The following is an 18,129-nucleotide window of genomic DNA, read 5'->3' as shown; positions in this document are numbered from 1 at the left end:
CTCTTGAACCAAGGCGCGAATCGTCATGCAGATTTCCCTCGCTCATCAGGTGGCGCTGGTCACGGGTGCCAGCTCCGGCATCGGCCATGCCGCAGCTAAAGCACTCGCTGCGGCCGGTGCTGCGGTCGTGATCAACTACAACAGCAGCGCCGAACCTGCCGAAGAACTGGCCGCGCAAATCAACGCTGAGGGCGGCAAGGCCCTCGCTATCGGCGCCGATGTTTCGAAAGAAGAAGATGTCGAGCGGCTGTTCGCCGAGACCGTCGAAGCCTTCGGCTCGCTGGACATTCTGGTGGCCAACTCCGGTCTGCAAAAAGACGCTGCCGCCGTGGACATGACCCTCGACGACTGGAACACGGTGATCGGCGTCAACCTCACCGGGCAGTTCCTCTGCGCACGGGCGGCGTTGCGGATTTTCCAGCGTCAGGGCGTGCGCGAAGGCGTGTCGCGCGCGGCGGGCAAGATCATTCACATGAGTTCGGTGCACCAGCGCATTCCATGGGCCGGGCATGTCAATTACGCGGCGTCCAAGGGCGGCGTCGATCAATTGATGCAGAGCCTCGCCCAGGAAGTCAGCCACCAGCGCATCCGCATCAACAGCATCGCGCCCGGTGCGATCAGCACGGCTATCAACACAGAAGCCACTGAAGGCGCGGCCGGCGACAAACTTCTTGAGCTGATTCCGTACGGGCGCATCGGCGATGTCGAGGATGTCGCCAACGCAGTGGTTTTCCTCGCTTCCGACCTGTCCGATTACATCGTCGGCACCACCCTGTTCATCGATGGCGGGATGAGCCTCTATCCGGAGTTTCGCGGCAATGGCTGAGCCTAAAGTGGAACAACAAAGTCCCATCGGTGCCCACGGCATCATCGGCGACATGCGCAGCGCCGCACTGGTCAATGACAAGGGCAGCGTGGATTTTTTCTGCTGGCCGGAGTTCGACAGCCCGACGATCTTCTGCTCGCTGCTCGACACCCCGCAAGCAGGGATTTTCCAGCTCGCGCCAGACTTGCCGGATGCGCGCCGGGAACAGATTTATCTGCCCGACACCAACGTCTTGCAGACCCGTTGGCTAAGCGAACACGCAGTGGTGGAAATCACCGATCTGTTGCCCATCGGTGACGATGTCGACGCCCTGCCGCTGCTGATGCGCCGGGTGCGCGTGGTCAGCGGTTCGGCAACGTTCAATCTGCGTTGCGCGGTGCGCCACGACTACGGCCGCGCCGACACCCGGGCAGAAATGGACGAAAAAGACGTAACGTTCCACGCCGCTGGCCAGCCGTCGATACGCCTGGCTTCAGATCAGGCAATGCAGATCGATGCGCAAGCGGCCGTCGCGCAGTTCACCCTCAAGCACAATGAAACCGCCGCATTCATGCTCGGCGGCAGCGACGATCCGCGTTTTGCCGAAGGCGCCGGCGAGTTGTGCATGCAGCGCACCCTGAAATACTGGCGCGGCTGGATCGGCCAATCCAACTATCGCGGGCGCTGGCGGGAAATCGTCAATCGCTCCGCCCTCGCCCTGAAACTGCTGACCTCGCGTCGCCACGGTGCGATTCTCGCCGCCGCCACCTTCGGCCTGCCGGAAACTCCCGGCGGCGAGCGCAATTGGGATTACCGCTACACGTGGATCCGCGATGCCTCGTTCACCGTTTACGCGTTCATGCGCCTGGGCTTCGTCGATGAGGCCAACCATTACATGCAATGGCTGCGCGGACGGGTCAGCGATTGCTGCGGCAAACCGATGAAACTCAACATCCTCTATGCCATCGACGGCCAGCAGGAATTGCCGGAAACCGAACTGACGCATCTGGCCGGCCACGGCGGCGCGCAACCGGTGCGCATCGGCAATGGTGCCTACGATCAGGTCCAACTGGACATCTTCGGCGAGCTGATGGACGCGGTGTATCTGGTCAACAAGTACGGTGATGCGATCTCCCACGAAGGCTGGCGGCATGTCGGCGAAGTGGTCGATCAGGTCTGCGAAAACTGGCAGAGCGAAGATGTCGGCATCTGGGAAATGCGCGGCGAGACTCATCATTTCCTGCACTCGCGGCTGATGTGCTGGGTGGCGCTGGACCGGGCGATCCGTCTGGCTTCCAAGCGTTCGCTGCCGGCGCCGTTCGCCCGTTGGGATGACACCCGGCAAGCGATCTACACCGACATCTGGGAAAACTTCTGGGACGAAGAACGCGGGCATTTCGTCCAGTACAAGGGCGGTACCGCACTGGATGGCTCGATGCTGCTGATGCCGCTGGTGCGCTTCGTCAGCGCCAAGGATCCGCGCTGGCTGTCGACTCTGGAAGCGATCGAAAAAACCCTGGTGCGTGACGGCATGGTCTATCGCTATCGCAACGAAGACGCCAACATCGATGGCCTCAGCGGCACCGAAGGCGCGTTCGCCGCGTGTTCGTTCTGGTACGTCGAATGCCTGGCCCGCGCCGGCCAGGTGGAAAAAGCCCACCTGGAGTTCGAGCAATTGTTGCGATATGCCAATCCGCTTGGGCTGTACGCCGAAGAGTTCGACAGCCATGGGCGGCACCTGGGCAACACGCCGCAAGCGCTGACGCATCTGGCGTTGATCAGTGCGGCGAGTTTTCTTGATCGCAAGCTGAGTGGCGAGAAGAGTTCCTGGCAGCCGTAGCGTTGAGCGCTTTTTCGCCAGCGCTTGTCAGACCGATCTCTGATCGACAGGTATGTTTCCACAACGGGCCTGCATGCCAGACAACTGGCTCAGGCCCATATTCATGGTGAAACCTGCGCAGCGGTGACCCGCATTCCGTTCGCAGATCCAGAGTGTCTGAATACGATTCAAACGGAGTGGTTCGTCATGATCGAGAGCGTTCTTACCCCAACCCTGACCATTGCCTACGAACAGCACGGTCCGAACAACGGCGCCCCGGTAATTCTGCTCCACGGCTTCCCCTATTCCCCGCGCACCTTCGACGAAGTCGCCCCGGCGCTGGCCGCGCGAGGCTACCGCGTCATCGTGCCGTACTTGCGCGGTTACGGGCCGACCCGGTTCAACAGTGCGCAAACCCTGCGCTCCGGTCAGCAAGCTGCGATGGCGCAGGACTTGCTCGATCTGATGGATGCGCTGGGCATCGAACAGGCCACGCTTTGCGGTTATGACTGGGGCGGTCGGGCAGCGTGTATTGTCGCGGCGTTGTTTCCGGCGCGGGTGCGCGGACTGGTCAGCGGCGACGGCTACCTCGTGCAGGACATCGCCCATGCGAACCAGCCGTTGGACCCGGAAGACGAGCATCGGCTCTGGTATCAGTACTACTTCCACACGCCGCGTGGCGTCGAAGGACTTAAGCAGAATCGCCGGGCGTTGTGTCAGTTGCTTTGGCGGCTGTGGTCGCCGACATGGGCGCGAAAGGACGAACGCTACCCGCTGACCGCTGGCGCTTTTGATAATCCTGACTTTGTCGACGTGGTGATTCATTCCTATCGGCATCGCTTCGGCTACGCCCCGGGCGATCCAGCCCTGGAGTGGATGGAAGAAGCGCTGGCCACACAGCCGGTGATCCGCGTACCGAGCATTTCGCTGTGCGGTGGCGATGATGGCGTCGGCCCGCCTTCGCTGATTGATGAAGATGCCGAGCATTTCAGCGGCTTTTATGAGCGGCGCGTGCTCGCGGGTGTCGGCCACAACATTCCCGAAGAAGCGCCGCAGGAAACCCTCAAGGCAATACTGGATCTGCTGCAACGCTGACCGAAAACCGCTCCCGATAAGCCTGCGGCGTCACGCCAATCGCTCGCAGAAAACTGCGCCGCAGCGTCTCTTCGCTGCCAAACCCGCAATTGGCGGCGATGCGTTTCACCGGCAAACCGGTATCGCTGAGCAGTCGCCGCGCGGTTTCGACGCGGATCAATTCGATCGCCCGCGCCGGGGTCTGGCCGGTATCGGCGCGGTAGTGGCGGATGAAGCTGCGTTCGCTCATGCCAGCCTGTTCGGCGAGGGTCGGGATGCCGAGGTCGCAGGTCAGGTTCTCGGCGATCCAGGCGTGCAGTTCATCGAAGCGGTTGCCCTGTTGTTGCAGCGACAGCGTCACGCTGAACTGCGACTGCCCGCCCGGGCGTTTCAGGAAGACGACCAAGTGCCGGGCGACGTCGAGGGCGATGTCGCGGCCGAGGTCTTCTTCAACCATGGCCAGCGCCAGATCGATACCGGCCGTGACCCCGGCGGAAGTCCACACCGGGCCGTCGTTGATGAAAATCGGATTGGCTTCCACGTGCAGATTCGGATGCTTCGCGGCCAGTTGCTCGCAGCGCGTCCAGTGCGTGACCACGCGGCGACCATCAAGCCAGCCGCTGGCCGCGAGCAGAAAGGCCCCGGTGCATACCGAAGCCACGCGCCGGCAGTGAGTGCCGTGCTCGCGCACCCAATCAACCAGTTGCGAGTCTTCGGCGGCGGGATAAATGCCCCAGCCACCGGCAATGATCAAGGTATCGCTGGGCGTCTGCGGCAACGGTTCGGCCAGCACCGCCAACCCCGCCGATGACATCACCGCCCCGCCGCCGCTGGCGATCACGCTCGGCGCATAGGGTGTGGGCAAACCGCGCTGGCGAGCCAGATCGTTGGCCGAGGCGAACACCTGCAGCGGCCCGGTGACATCGAGAATCTGCATATTGGCAAACGCGAGGACGTGAATGGATTTGGGCATTTGGCGTAATTCGTGGGGTGATTGGCGTATGCGCCAGAACCTACCCGCCTACAGTGAAGTCGTCCACTTCTTTCAACGGAGCAAGAACGATGACGCTGCAGATCGGTTTTCTGTTATTCCCGCAGGTCCAGCAACTCGACCTCACCGGCCCCTACGACGTCCTCGCCTCGTTGCCCGGCGTGCAGATCCACCTGATCTGGAAGGATCTGATGCCAGTGACATCCAGCACCGGGCTGCTGCTGAAACCGACTACAACTTTCGAGGATTGCCCGGATCTGGACGTAATCTGCGTACCCGGCGGTGGCGGCGTCGGGCCGTTGATGGAAGATCAGCAGACGCTGGACTTCATCAAACGCCAGGCCGCCCAGGCACGTTACGTGACCTCGGTGTGCACCGGCTCGCTGGTGCTTGGCGCGGCTGGCCTGCTGCAGGGCAAGCGCGCGACTACGCACTGGGCCTATCACGAGTTGCTGCCGACGCTGGGCGCGATTGCCGTGAAAGATCGGGTGGTACGCGACGGCAATCTGTTTACCGGTGGCGGAATCACCGCCGGGATCGATTTCGCCTTGGTGCTGGCGGCGGAACTGGTCGATGCCGACACGGCGCAACTGGTGCAGTTGCAACTGGAATATGCCCCGGCACCGCCGTTCAATGCCGGCAGCCCGGACGTGGCACCGAGTGCGGTGGTCGATGAAGCGCGGTTGCGCGTGGCGCCGTCGTTGAAGCTGCGTACCGAGATTACCGAACGCGCAGCGGCCAAACTGGGCCTGCGCTGATATCCAGCCGAATGCAAAACCTGTGGGAGCGAGCCTGCTCGCGAAGGCGGAGTGTCAGGCGCCAGTGACGTCATCTGGAAGACCGCATTCGCGAGCAGGCTCGCTCCCACATTTGATTTGTGTCTGGCATGACTGCCACACCTTCACTTGTCCCACCTCCCTCGCCCGTGTAGAAAGCCCCTTCCAGAAATCTCGCACAAGGACTTTCGATGAAGGCGCTGCCCTGGCTCTATCTCGCGCTGCTCGGCCTCGGTTACGGACTGGCCCTGAGCTACGGCCAGCTCGGTTGGCTGGCGTTGATCTCCGTCGGGCTTCTGTTGTTCGCCGCATTCGCCGTGCGTCAGCAAGAGGTGCCGGTCGCGCGTTGGCTCGGCCATGGCCTGTTCATTGTTTTAGCGGTGGCACTGGCGCTGCACTGGCTGCCGGGCTTCGCCAACGGCCGGGTGATCAATCCGCAACGTTTCACTGACAACGCCGTGCCGTTCGCGATGTACTTCAATCTCGACAAACCGCTGGTGGGCTTCTGGTTGCTGCTGGTTTGTCCGTGGATCGTCGCGCGGCGATCGTTGCGCCTGACGGTCTATGCCACCGCCCTCGCCCTGACGCTGTGCGCGATTCTCGCCCTCGGCGGCGCGCTTTTACTTGGCGTGATCGCCTGGGCACCGAAATGGCCGGATCAGGCCTGGCTGTGGGTGCTGAACAATCTGCTGCTGGTGACGCTGGTCGAGGAAGCGCTGTTTCGCGGCTATATACAGGGCGGGCTGAGCCGTCGCCTCAAGCACCTGCCCTACGGCGACAACCTCGCGCTGCTGTTGGCCTCGCTGTTGTTTGGTCTGGTGCATGCCGGCGCTGGCTGGACCTGGGTGTTGCTGGCGGGACTGGCCGGGGTCGGCTATGGTCTGGCCTACCGTTTCGGCGGACTGGGCGCGGCGATCGCCACCCATTTCGGCCTGAACCTGTTGCACTTCGGCCTGTTCACCTATCCGATGCTGGCCAGTTGACGCAAGCGCGGTTTTGCGACGGCGTACTTAAATCTGAAAAAAAACTTCAATAAAAAACCTGTCGGCGCCGACAACCATTCAAAGCCTTGCGGATTGAAAAACCATGCGTAACAACCAGCCCATTACACAACGCGAGCGGACCTTTCCAGCTCAGCAACGGTTGATTTCCACCACCGATGCCAAGGGCGTGATCACCTACTGCAACGACGACTTTGTCGAGATCAGCGGGTTTTCGCGGGAGGAACTGATCCGGGCGCCGCACAATCTGGTCCGCCACCCTGACGTGCCATCGGCGGTGTTCTCGCACATGTGGGGCACACTGAAACAAGGCTTGCCATGGATGGGCATCGTCAAGAATCGCTGCAAATCCGGTGACCACTATTGGGTTAACGCCTATGTCACACCGGTGTTCGATGGCAGCCAGGTGATCGGTTACGAGTCGGTGCGCGTCAAGCCCACCGCCGAACAGATCCGCCGCGCCGAAGCGCTCTACCAACGCATCAACCAGGGCAAGTCGGCGATTCCATCGACGGACAAATGGCTGCCGCTCCTGCAGGACTGGCTGCCGTTCATTCTGGTCAGCCAGCTGAGCTTCATGATCGGCGCGACGCTGAACTCGCAGTGGGGCTTCGCCCTCGCCGCCGGTCTTTCGGTGCCGTTGGGCCTGATGGGCCTGCAATGGCAGCAACGCGGGCTCAAGCGCCTGCTGCGCCTGGCCGAACAGACCACCTCCGACCCGCTGATCGCGCAGATGTACACCGACAGCCGTGGCGCCCAGGCGCGTCTGGAAATGTCGATCCTCAGCCAGGAAGCGCGCCTGAAAACCTGCCTGACCCGCCTGCAGGACACCGCCGAGCACTTGACCGAACAGGCCAAGCAGTCCGACGCCCTGGCACACAACAGCTCAACCGGCCTGGAACGCCAGCGCGTGGAAACCGAACAGGTCGCCACCGCCGTCAACCAGATGGCCGCCACCACCCAGGAAGTCGCCAGCCACGTACAGCGCACCGCTGACGCCACCCAGGAAGCCAACCGCCTGACCGGCCGCGGCCGCGACATTGCCGGCGAAACCCGCGAAGCGATTCAGCGCCTGTCGGTGGTCGTCGGCGAAACCGGCCTGACCGTGACGCAACTGGCCAAGGACAGCGACGAAATCGGCGGCGTGGTCGACGTGATCAAAGGCATCGCCGACCAGACCAACCTGCTCGCCCTCAACGCTGCGATTGAAGCAGCGCGTGCCGGTGAAATGGGCCGTGGTTTTGCGGTAGTGGCTGACGAAGTCCGCCAACTGGCGCAACGCACCAGCGAATCCACCGGGCAGATTCACGCCCTGATCGCCAAGTTGCAGCAGACTGCCTCCAGCGCCGTGCAAACCATGGAAGCCGGGCATCGCCAGGCTGAAGAAGGCGTGGCGCGGGTCCTGGAAGCGGATCAGGCACTGGTCGGCATCAGCGAAGCGGTGGCCAACATCACCGACATGACCACCCAGATCGCCGCCGCGACCGAAGAGCAAAGTGCCGTGGCTGAAGAGATCAGCCGCAACATCAGCAATATTTCGGAACTGGCGGATCAGACCTCGGAACAAGCGCACAACTCGGCGTTGCTCAGTGAAGAACTGACGAAGACGGCCAACACGCAGTATTCGTTGGTGGCGCGGTTTAACCGCTGATTGGAAGGCTGGAATGAAAAAACCCGGATGGCGTGAGCCTTCCGGGTTTTTTGTTGTGTCAATGAACTACTCAATAGGATTTGAGTAGATTGAGACTGTGCTTGAGTAGTTCAGTCATGCATTGCGCCGCCTGCCAAACCGAGACATCTAATATTGAACTTCATCAGAAAGTTTTGCGCTGCACATTCGGAAATCCTGGCGAAAATCCACAGAACACAGCGTATGTCTACTGTCAGGTCTTACAGTAGACATTCAAGCTTCAGGGGCATATCTATAAATCGTTGAACAGATGGTTTTCATTGTTATCACGATATGACCAAGGAGCTAAAAAATGAGTAAACATAGCATCCTCATCCCAAAACCAGGTGCCATTGCAAAACAGTCTAATGTCTTCACTTGGCAATTCGGCACCAACCCTGAAACCACGGCCACTATAATTTCTTTTGAGCTACGTCATTTTATTCCGACGGGCGAAAAGAGCTGGTCAATCTCAGGGTCCACAGGAACGCTGGAGGAGAAGAACATCTTTCTCTACTCTTTCTCGATCCCCTATACCAGTGACGCCCCGTTCCATAAAACTTATACGTTGGAAGACGGGCTGACATTCCAGCACGGCCACTCGTCACCTGGACCCTCTGGGTTTTATGGATTTACTTATGTTGATGCTGATGAAGCCACGGTCACTATCGACATCCATCCCACCAAGGGGATTGCTAAAGGTACATTTGAAGCAAAGTTCAAAAGCCATGGATACCGAACGCAGCCTATAGGTACTTTCAACTTGCTTAGGGATGATTTGTGATTTTTCGCGACAACGTTTCGATCAGATTGCATCCCCGCACTTTTAGCCGTATGGCGCTTCGCGAGCAGGCTCACTCCTACATTGGATCTGCGGTGATCACAGATTAGGTGCCAGACACCAATCCCCTGTGGGAGCGAGCCTGCTCGCGAAGAGGCCATAACAGCCAGCGAAATTATTGAGGCAACTTGAGCTTGTCCAGCAGTCGATTGACCAACAGCTCGTTGAGCATGATCACCTGTTGCAGCGCCAGCAGTGGTTTGCGTTCCGGGCCGCCTATCGAGTTGGCGATGTTACCGGCCATGGCATGCGCGTATGAAAGCGACTCGCAGGCCTCGACCAACAGGGTTTCGTCATCCAGCGTGGGGTCCACGACATAGATCGGGCGATATTTTGGAGAGCTTGGTGGAGCGGCCAGATCTTCGGGTTTGAGGTAGTAATCGAGGGCGCGGTCGGTGGCTTCCTGGATTTTTTGCGGATCGAGAGCGCGGTCGTGGGGGGGTGGCGGGTTGGGGGTGACTTTGAACATGATGAAACTCCTATCGCAGACTGAAGGAGCCATCACCTTCGCTACCAAACGAGGGTGGCGGCCATACGCGGGTTGGTAGACCGGCTGCAATAGGAACCCGGCGCTCGCGAACGAGCCCCACGCATGACCACCATATAACCATGCCCCTAAAAAAAGGACGGTCTGAAGGCGTAGACATACGGCCATTACAGACGGGCTACCAAACCCGATCACTGCTTTCTGTCAGTGACCGAGAAACGATATAGCCAACCTCATGGCGCGTAAGCCGGCGGATTCTGGCGTAGGCGTAGGCAATGGCGCAAGGAGTTGTAGCCGGGATGGCGTAACGGGTCGTGTAGTTTAAACATTGGTATTTGATGATGTTTAAGTTCAGAGATTGCCTCTGACAGGCAGGTGGTTTGATGTCGTCTGGAAGGGAGCTTTCGCGAGCAGGCTCGCTCCCACATTTGGATCGGGTACATCAGTGATGGGATTGGTCGGCTTGGAGGCTGCCATCGCTGGCAAGCCAGCTCCCACAGAGATTTGGTCCAAAAGGTAGAGATTGGTCGACTGGGAGACCGCCATCGCGAGCTGGCTCACTTCTACAAGGAGCGCGGTGTACATCAGGAAGAATCAGGTCGGCTGTCAGGCCGCCTTCGCGAGCAGGCTCGCTCCCACATTTGGATCGGGTACATCAGTGGGGGATTGGTCGGCTTGGAGGCTGCCATCGCTGGCAAGCCAGCTCCCACAGAGATTTGGTCCAAACGGTAGAGATTGGTCGACTGGGAGACCGCCATCGCGAGCTGGCTCACTTCTACAAGGAGCGCGGTGTACATCAGGAAGAATCAGGTCGGCTGTCAGGCCGCCTTCGCGAGCAGGCTCGCTCCCACATTTGGATCGGGTACATCAGTAAGGGATTGGTCGGCTTGGAGGCTGCCATCGCTGGCAAGCCAGCTCCCACAGAGATTTGGTCCAAAAGGTAGAGATTGGTCGACTGGGAGACCGCCATCGCGAGCTGGCTCACTTCTACAAGGAGCGCGGTGTACATCAGGAAGAATCAGGTCGGCTGTCAGGCCGCCTTCGCGAGCAGGCTCGCTCCCACATTTGGATCGGGTACATCAGTGGGGGATTGGTCGGCTTGGAGGCTGCCATCGCTGGCAAGCCAGCTCCCACAGAGATTTGGTCCAAACGGTAGAGATTGGTCGACTGGGAGACCGCCATCGCGAGCAGGCTCACTTCTCCAAGGAGCGCGGTGTACATCAGGAAGAATCAGGTCGGCTGTCAGGCCGCCTTCGCGAGCAGGCTCGCTCCCACATTTGGATCGGGTACATCAGTGAGGGATTGGTCGGCTTGGAGGCCGCCATCGCTGGCAAGCCAGCTCCCACAGGGATTTGGTCCAAACGGTAGAGATTGGTCGACTGGGAGACCGCCATCGCGAGCAGGCTCACTTCTCCAAGGAGCGCGGTGTACATCAGGAAGAATCAGGTCGGCTGTCAGGCCGCCTTCGCGAGCAGGCTCGCTCCCACATTTGGATCGGGTACATCAGTGGGGGATTGGTCGGCTTGGAGGTCGCCATCGCTGGCAAGCCAGCTCCCACAGGGATTTGGTCCAAACGGTAGAGATTGGTCGACTGGGAGACCGCCATCGCGAGCAGGCTCACTTCTACAAGGAGCGCGGTGTACATCAGGAAGAATCAGGTCGGCTGTCAGGCCGCCTTCGCGAGCAGGCTCGCTCCCACAGAAAAGCAAGGCAGCGCAGCTGCCCGCGGCGAAGCCGCACCACTCAACAATGAGCGTTAGCTCGAGTGCTTTTGATCTTGATCCACCGGCGACGTCGGAAGGCTGAGTGGAGGGATTGATCCGGGCGTGGGAGCGCAGCGACCGTCTGGCGCAGCCAGACACAGCGGAAGGAGGTGCAGCGAAGCAAACCGGAGCCGCTGCGCCCGGATCGATCCCGGAGCGAAGGGACCCGAGCCTGCGAGGGCCGAACGCAGGAGCTAGCGTTTTTTGCTTACTTTTTTAGGCGCTTGTAAAAAAGTAAGTCGCCGTCAGGCGAAACCGCCAGCCGCAGCTCCCGAAGCAACGGATATGCCCCCAAGAGCAAGATCAAAAGCTAGCCCCCTCACCCCAACCCTCTCCCCCAAGGGGGCGAGGGGGAAAGGGAGCAGGTCTTCATGCAACGCAAAATCCCGGCCCGGCTCAAAATCAGTCACCGAGAAATTCAGCCACCTTCTGCGCAGCACCCGCCAAATGATCGGAATGCGCAAAGCCAGAAGCCTTGAGCGGCTTCAAATCATGATCCCCCGCCACCAACCAAAACACCTCAATCCCCGGCGCTAACGAATACCCCTCAACCGCCTCGCGATTCCCCAGAGCATCCCGCTCTCCCTGCACAATCAACGTCCGAGTCTTCAAACCAGCCAAATGCTCAACCCGCGGTTTCTCCGGCTTCCCCACCGCATAAAACGGATACCCCAGACACACCAACGCATCCACCCCCAACTCATCCGCCACCAGACTCGCCATCCGCCCACCCATCGACTTGCCGCCAACAGCCAAAACCCCAGCGACATGACGCCGCACAACCGCAAACACCTCCCGCCAGCAATCCAACAGTTTCGGCGCAGGATTCGGCGGCCGCTTAACCCCATCCACCCGCCGCTGCGCCATATAGGGAAACTCAAAGCGCAACACGTTGACCCCAAGCCCGGCAAGGCGCCCAGCCATGTCGTTCATCCAGTCGCTATCCATCGGCGCCCCCGCCCCGTGCGCCAGAATCAAGGTTGCCGAAGCCTCACCAACAGCGGCATCCCAAAGCCACCCATGATCGAGCACACACTGCGCCCATTGATCCCCGTCAATACTGGCCTTGTGCTGTTTGTCCATGCTTGCCTCGCTTTTAGTCTGCCTATAACTCCAGGCGAAGGATTCGCGTCGTTTGCGCGCGCTCACTTCGGCTGAACCGTGGATGGGGAACCATGAACACTTCTATCAGTACCGCCTACAACTACAAGGTGGTCCGCCAATTCGCCATTATGACGGTGGTGTGGGGCATCGTCGGCATGGGCCTCGGGGTTTTTCTCGCGGCGCAATTGGTCTGGCCGGAACTCAACTTCAATTTGCCCTGGACCAGTTTCGGCCGTCTGCGCCCGCTGCACACCAACGCGGTGATCTTCGCCTTCGGTGGCTGCGCGCTGTTCGCCAGCTCTTTCTATTCGGTGCAACGCACCTGCCAGACGCAATTGTTTGCGCCGCAAATCGCCGCGTTCTGCTTCTGGGGCTGGCAACTGGTGATCCTGCTGGCGGCGATCAGCCTGCCGCTGGGTTACACCAGCTCCAAGGAATACGCCGAGCTGGAATGGCCGATCGACATCCTGATCACCATCGTCTGGGTCGCCTACGCGATCGTGTTCTTCGGCACGATCATGCAGCGCAAGACCAAGCACATCTATGTGGGCAACTGGTTCTTCGGCGCGTTCATCATCACCGTGGCGATCCTCCACATCGTCAACAACCTTGAGTTGCCGGTGAGTTTCACCAAGTCCTACTCGGTGTACGCAGGTGCAACCGACGCCATGGTGCAGTGGTGGTACGGCCACAACGCCGTGGGCTTTTTCCTCACCGCCGGTTTCCTCGGGATGATGTATTACTTCGTGCCGAAACAGGCCGAACGTCCGGTGTATTCGTATCGCCTGTCGATCGTACACTTCTGGGCCTTGATCACCCTGTACATCTGGGCCGGCCCGCACCACTTGCACTACACCGCGCTGCCGGACTGGGCACAGTCACTGGGCATGGTGATGTCGCTGATCCTGCTGGCACCGAGCTGGGGCGGCATGATCAACGGCATGATGACCCTCTCCGGCGCCTGGCATAAGTTGCGCAGCGACCCGATCCTGCGCTTCCTCGTGGTGTCGCTGGCGTTCTACGGCATGTCGACCTTCGAAGGTCCGATGATGGCCATCAAGACTGTCAACGCCCTCTCCCACTACACCGACTGGACCATCGGCCACGTACACGCCGGCGCACTCGGCTGGGTGGCGATGATCTCGATCGGCGCGCTGTACCACATGATCCCGAAAATCTTCGGCAAAGCGCAGATGCACAGCGTCGGCCTGATCAACGCGCACTTCTGGCTGGCGACCATCGGCACCGTGCTCTACATCGCCTCGATGTGGGTCAACGGCATCGCCCAGGGCCTGATGTGGCGCGCGGTCAACGAGGACGGCACGCTGACTTACTCCTTCGTCGAAACCCTGGTGGCCAGCCATCCGGGCTTTGTCGTGCGGCTGATCGGCGGGGCGATTTTCTTAAGCGGCATGTTGCTGATGGCTTACAACACCTGGCGCACCGTGCGGGCCTCGCAGCCTGCCGACGTCGTCGCTGCCGCGCAGATGGCCTGAGGAGTCCGCCATGAAACACGAAACGATTGAAAAGAACGTCGGCCTGCTGATGCTGTTGATGGTGTTCGCCGTGAGCATCGGCGGCCTGACCCAGATCGTCCCGCTGTTCTTCCAGGACGTCACCAACAAACCGGTGGAGGGCATGAAGCCATACACCGCGCTGCAACTGGAAGGTCGCGACATCTACATCCGCGAAGGCTGCGTCGGTTGCCACTCGCAGATGATCCGTCCGTTCCGCGCCGAAACCGAACGCTACGGGCACTATTCGGTGGCCGGCGAAAGCGTCTGGGATCACCCGTTCCTGTGGGGTTCGAAACGTACCGGGCCGGACCTCGCCCGCGTTGGCGCGCGCTACTCGGATGACTGGCACCGCGCGCACTTGTACAACCCGCGCAACGTCGTGCCGGAGTCGAAGATGCCGGCCTATCCGTGGCTGGTCACCCAGGCGGTCGACAGCAGCCACACTGAAACCAAGCTGAAAACCATGCGCACCCTCGGCGTGCCGTATACCGATGACGACATCAGCGGCGCAGTCGCCAGCCTCAAGGGCAAGACCGAAATGGACGCCCTCGTTTCCTACCTGCAAGTGCTCGGCACTGCGATCAAGAGCAAGAGGTGAGCCATGGTCATTGAAATGAGTGCAGGCCTGATCCGCGGCCTCGGCACGGTCGTGGTGTTCGTCGCCTTCATCGGTTTGACCTTGTGGGTGTTCAACCGCAAGCGCACCCCGGAATTCGCCGAAGCACGCCTGCTGCCGTTCGCCGACGAGCCACTACCCGAAACAATTTCAGCCCCTGAAACAAGGAGTACCCGGCCATGACCACCTTCTGGAGTACGTGGATCTGCGTACTGACCATTGGCAGCCTGATCGGCCTGACCTGGCTGCTGATCGGCACCCGCCGGGGCGAGACCAAGGGCAGTGTCGACCAGACCATGGGCCACAGCTTCGACGGCATCGAGGAGTACGACAACCCGCTGCCGCAGTGGTGGTTCATGCTGTTCGCCGGCACGCTGGTGTTCTCGGTGGGTTATCTGATTCTCTATCCGGGCCTGGGCAACTGGAAAGGCATCCTGCCCGGCTATGAGGATGGCTGGACCGGCGTGCACGAATGGGAAAAGGAAATGAACAAGGCGGACGCCCGGTTCGGTCCGATCTTCGCCAAATTCGCGGCGATGCCGCTGGAAGAAGTGGCCAAGGATCCGCAGGCGCTGAAAATGGGCGGTCGTCTGTTCGCGTCCAATTGCTCGGTGTGCCACGGCTCGGATGCCAAGGGTGCGTTCGGCTTCCCTAACCTCGCCGACAGCGACTGGCGCTGGGGCGGCGATGCCGAGACGATCAAGACCACCATCATGGGCGGCCGCATGGCGGCCATGCCGGCCTGGGGCGAAGTGCTCGGTGAGGCCGGGGTGAAAAACGTTGCCGCCTACGTGCGCCACGAACTCGCCGGCCTGCCGCTACCTGCCGACAGCAAGGCAGACCTGCAAGCCGGGCAGCAGGCGTTCAGCACCACGTGCGTGGCTTGCCACGGCGCAACTGGCCAAGGCACCCCTGCCATGGGCGCACCGAATCTTACCCACCCGGCCGGCTTCATTTATGGCACCAGCCTGACCCAACTGGAACAGACCATCCGCCATGGTCGTCAGGGGCATATGCCAGCGCAGAACGAGATGTTGGGCAACGACAAAGTGCAATTGCTCGCCGCTTATGTGTACAGCCTGAGCCACGGATTGAACACAGAAAAACTGATAACTGAAGACAACAAGAAATAGCAATTGCGTACACCACTGCCGCAGCTTTCTCGCTGCGGCAGTTTCCCGCCCCTTTGCGACGCATTGTCGCACCCCTTGGATCATCTCCTTTCGGAACCCCGGATTCGGGTCTACGCTTCATCGAAGCGGACCGGCTGAAGTCGGTTTCCAGATCAATCCCGAACGATGCGCACCGTGAACCGGTTGATGGATTCGCCGCAAACGCAGGTAGATAACGGCTGTTGCGCCGATCGCCCGCAATTTCCCGATCACGACCTGTGAACGGGCACCATTGACGGTGATCGGGATTGCGAGCTTTTTACGCGCACTGCGACATTTTGTCAGAGGCCATTTTTGACCCTACGCGGCGCATGGAAAGGCCGCAGAATCAGCGTTGGAAAGCATTGACCCAGGTCATGGCGCGTTGCAATGACCCCCTGCTTTATACATACTTGCGGCCGATTTTATCCCTATAAAAATACCCAAACCGTGGAACCTTAGAATGAGCACAGCAATCAGTCCGACTGCTTATAACTATAAGGTAGTCCGCCAGTTCGCCATCATGACGGTGGTCTGGGGGATCCTTGGCATGGGGCTCGGTGTCTTCATTGCCTCGCAACTGGTCTGGCCGGAGCTGAACTTCGGTCTGCCGTGGACGAGCTTTGGACGCCTGCGCCCGTTGCACACAAACCTGGTGATTTTCGCCTTCGGCGGTTGTGCACTGTTTGCCACTTCCTACTATGTCGTGCAGCGAACCTGCCAGACGCGACTGATTTCCGACAGCCTCGCAGCCTTCACCTTCTGGGGCTGGCAAGCGGTCATCGTCGGCGCAATCATTACCTTGCCGCTGGGTTACACCACCACCAAGGAATACGCCGAGCTGGAATGGCCGATCGCCATTTTGCTGGCCATTGTCTGGGTCACCTACGGTCTGGTGTTCTTCGGCACCATCACCAAGCGCAAAACCAAGCACATCTATGTCGGCAACTGGTTCTACGGGGCGTTCATCGTGGTCACCGCGATGCTGCACATCGTCAACCACATGTCGCTGCCGGTCAGCCTGTTCAAGTCGTATTCGGCCTACTCCGGCGCCACTGACGCGATGATCCAGTGGTGGTACGGCCACAACGCGGTGGGCTTCTTCCTGACCACCGGTTTCCTCGGGATGATGTACTACTTTGTGCCGAAACAGGCCGAACGCCCGATCTACTCCTATCGTCTGTCGATCGTGCACTTCTGGGCGCTGATCACCCTGTACATCTGGGCCGGCCCGCACCACCTGCACTACACCGCCCTGCCGGACTGGGCACAATCGCTGGGCATGGCGATGTCGATCATCCTCCTGGCGCCAAGCTGGGGCGGCATGATCAACGGCATGATGACCCTGTCGGGCGCCTGGCATAAGTTGCGCACCGACCCGATCCTGCGCTTCCTCGTGGTATCGCTGGCGTTCTACGGCATGTCGACCTTCGAAGGGCCGATGATGGCGATCAAAACCGTCAACTCGCTCTCGCACTACACCGACTGGACCATCGGCCACGTCCACGCCGGCGCCCTCGGTTGGGTAGCAATGATCTCGATCGGCGCGATCTACCACATGATCCCGAAACTGTTCGGCCGCGCGCAGATGCACAGCACCGGGCTGATCAATGCGCACTTCTGGCTTGCGACCATCGGTACCGTGCTCTACATCGCGTCGATGTGGGTCAACGGCATCACCCAGGGCCTGATGTGGCGTGCAATCAACGATGACGGCACCCTCACCTACTCGTTCGTCGAAGCGCTGCAGGCCAGCCACCCGGGCTTCATCGTCCGCGCGCTGGGCGGTGCTTTCTTTGCCAGCGGCATGCTGCTGATGGCTTACAACGTGTACCGCACTGTCCGTGCGTCGGATCCGGTTGAAGCCGAAGCCGCCGCCAAGATTGCCGTCGTTGGAGCTCACTGATGAAGCATGAAGCTGTCGAGAAGAATATTGGCCTGCTGGCCTTCTTCATGGTCATCGCCGTCAGCGTCGGTGGTCTGACCCAAATTGTTCCGCTGTTCTTCCAGGACGTCACCAACAAGCCGGTCGAGGGCATGAAGCCACGTTCGGCGCTGGAACTGGAAGGCCGCGACGTCTACATCGCCAACGGTTGTGTCGGCTGCCACTCGCAGATGATCCGCCCGTTCCGCGCTGAAACCGAACGCTATGGCCACTATTCGGTCGCCGGTGAAAGCGTCTGGGACCACCCGTTCCTGTGGGGCTCCAAACGTACCGGCCCGGATCTGGCCCGTGTGGGCGGTCGTTACTCCGATGACTGGCAACGTGCGCACTTGTACAACCCGCGCAACGTGGTCCCCGAGTCGAAAATGCCGGCTTACCCGTTCCTCGTGGAAAACAAGCTCGACGGCAAGGAAACCGCGAAAAAAATGGAAGTCTTGCGCACCCTCGGCGTGCCTTACACCGACGAAGACATCGCCGGTGCACAGGATGCCGTGAAGGGCAAAACCGAAATGGACGCGCTGGTGGCCTATCTGCAAGGCCTGGGCACCATCATCAAAAGCAAACGGTGAA

The 18,129-nt window shown here is 60.3% G+C and carries 16 protein-coding genes; 13 read left to right on the top strand and 3 right to left on the bottom strand.

All coding sequences use genetic code 11. The features are described 5' to 3' along the window. Positions 1 to 25 precede the first annotated feature (25 nt). The 3 genes from ACZ9BE_RS06955 to ACZ9BE_RS06945 all read left to right on the top strand — a co-directional run bounded on the left by ACZ9BE_RS06955 (position 26) and on the right by ACZ9BE_RS06945 (position 3,719). Complete coding sequence (locus tag ACZ9BE_RS06955; protein WP_016773889.1) at positions 26 to 826, top strand: glucose 1-dehydrogenase; 801 nt, start codon at positions 26 to 28, stop codon at positions 824 to 826. Next, the gene (locus tag ACZ9BE_RS06950) at positions 819 to 2,645 is read left to right on the top strand and encodes a glycoside hydrolase family 15 protein (RefSeq protein ID WP_476249095.1); all 1,827 of its coding nucleotides are present in this window, start codon (positions 819 to 821) and stop codon (positions 2,643 to 2,645) included. Before ACZ9BE_RS06955 ends, ACZ9BE_RS06950 begins: the two co-directional genes overlap by 8 nt. Positions 2,646 to 2,831: 186 nt before the next feature. Next, entirely contained in the window at positions 2,832 to 3,719 is an 888-nt protein-coding gene (locus ACZ9BE_RS06945) for an alpha/beta fold hydrolase (protein ID WP_252885669.1), read from the top strand. On the opposite strand, the gene ACZ9BE_RS06940 is transcribed toward ACZ9BE_RS06945, so the two are convergent. Further along, positions 3,688 to 4,671 carry a GlxA family transcriptional regulator gene (locus ACZ9BE_RS06940; protein WP_460093817.1) on the bottom strand — a complete coding sequence of 328 codons (984 nt, stop codon included), beginning with the start codon at positions 4,669 to 4,671 and terminating at the stop codon, positions 3,688 to 3,690. The two genes, ACZ9BE_RS06945 and ACZ9BE_RS06940, sit on opposite strands and share 32 nt — an antisense overlap. A gap of 89 nt (positions 4,672 to 4,760) precedes the next feature. Between ACZ9BE_RS06940 and inhA the strand changes: the two genes are divergently transcribed. The 4 genes from inhA (at position 4,761) to ACZ9BE_RS06920 (ending at position 8,919) form a co-directional block, all read left to right on the top strand. Then, a complete protein-coding gene (gene inhA, locus ACZ9BE_RS06935) occupies positions 4,761 to 5,447 on the top strand; it encodes an isonitrile hydratase (protein WP_460093818.1) in 687 nt (228 codons plus the stop codon). A 209-nt stretch (positions 5,448 to 5,656) separates the two neighbouring features. Then, complete coding sequence (locus ACZ9BE_RS06930) at positions 5,657 to 6,448, top strand: CPBP family intramembrane glutamic endopeptidase (protein ID WP_150635803.1); 792 nt, start codon at positions 5,657 to 5,659, stop codon at positions 6,446 to 6,448. A gap of 103 nt (positions 6,449 to 6,551) precedes the next feature. Then, a complete protein-coding gene (locus ACZ9BE_RS06925) occupies positions 6,552 to 8,117 on the top strand; it encodes a methyl-accepting chemotaxis protein (protein ID WP_056784262.1) in 1,566 nt (521 codons plus the stop codon). Positions 8,118 to 8,448: 331 nt separating this feature from the next. Next, on the top strand, positions 8,449 to 8,919 hold the full coding sequence (locus ACZ9BE_RS06920; RefSeq protein ID WP_052392185.1) for a hypothetical protein: 471 nt from the start codon (positions 8,449 to 8,451) through the stop codon (positions 8,917 to 8,919). Positions 8,920 to 9,091: 172 nt separating this feature from the next. Here ACZ9BE_RS06920 and ACZ9BE_RS06915 read toward each other — a convergent pair whose 3' ends face one another. After that, positions 9,092 to 9,445, bottom strand: a complete 354-nt coding sequence (locus ACZ9BE_RS06915; protein WP_041479078.1) for a DUF6124 family protein — start codon at positions 9,443 to 9,445, stop codon at positions 9,092 to 9,094. 2,183 nt (positions 9,446 to 11,628) lie between these two features. Next, a complete protein-coding gene (locus ACZ9BE_RS06910; RefSeq protein ID WP_150741401.1) occupies positions 11,629 to 12,309 on the bottom strand; it encodes an alpha/beta family hydrolase in 681 nt (226 codons plus the stop codon). A 92-nt stretch (positions 12,310 to 12,401) separates the two neighbouring features. On the opposite strand from ACZ9BE_RS06910, the gene ccoN (ACZ9BE_RS06905) reads away from it, so the two are divergent. The 6 genes from ccoN (ACZ9BE_RS06905) to ccoO (ACZ9BE_RS06880) all read left to right on the top strand — a co-directional run bounded on the left by ccoN (ACZ9BE_RS06905) (position 12,402) and on the right by ccoO (ACZ9BE_RS06880) (position 18,128). Further along, positions 12,402 to 13,826 (top strand): cytochrome-c oxidase, cbb3-type subunit I, encoded by a 1,425-nt coding sequence (gene ccoN / locus ACZ9BE_RS06905; protein WP_024012337.1) that lies wholly within the window; start codon positions 12,402 to 12,404, stop codon positions 13,824 to 13,826. A 10-nt stretch (positions 13,827 to 13,836) separates the two neighbouring features. Further along, positions 13,837 to 14,445 carry a cytochrome-c oxidase, cbb3-type subunit II gene (ccoO, locus tag ACZ9BE_RS06900; RefSeq protein ID WP_003223389.1) on the top strand — a complete coding sequence of 203 codons (609 nt, stop codon included), beginning with the start codon at positions 13,837 to 13,839 and terminating at the stop codon, positions 14,443 to 14,445. Between the two features lie 3 nt (positions 14,446 to 14,448). Continuing rightward, positions 14,449 to 14,646, top strand: coding sequence for a cbb3-type cytochrome oxidase subunit 3 (locus tag ACZ9BE_RS06895; RefSeq protein WP_024012336.1), 198 nt, complete (start codon positions 14,449 to 14,451; stop codon positions 14,644 to 14,646). Next, positions 14,643 to 15,596 carry a cytochrome-c oxidase, cbb3-type subunit III gene (gene ccoP, locus ACZ9BE_RS06890; protein ID WP_476249094.1) on the top strand — a complete coding sequence of 318 codons (954 nt, stop codon included), beginning with the start codon at positions 14,643 to 14,645 and terminating at the stop codon, positions 15,594 to 15,596. The genes ACZ9BE_RS06895 and ccoP overlap by 4 nt, the downstream gene beginning before the upstream one ends. Positions 15,597 to 16,077: 481 nt before the next feature. After that, positions 16,078 to 17,520 carry a cytochrome-c oxidase, cbb3-type subunit I gene (gene ccoN / locus ACZ9BE_RS06885; RefSeq protein WP_024012334.1) on the top strand — a complete coding sequence of 481 codons (1,443 nt, stop codon included), beginning with the start codon at positions 16,078 to 16,080 and terminating at the stop codon, positions 17,518 to 17,520. Beyond that, entirely contained in the window at positions 17,520 to 18,128 is a 609-nt protein-coding gene (ccoO, locus tag ACZ9BE_RS06880) for a cytochrome-c oxidase, cbb3-type subunit II (protein WP_007917161.1), read from the top strand. The genes ccoN (ACZ9BE_RS06885) and ccoO (ACZ9BE_RS06880) overlap by 1 nt, the downstream gene beginning before the upstream one ends. Position 18,129 lies beyond the last annotated feature (1 nt).

The organism is Pseudomonas sp. TE9122, from assembly GCF_056278925.1.
The sequence above is the reverse complement of the archived record's forward strand: the minus strand, read 5'-3'. Positions and strand labels throughout refer to the sequence as shown.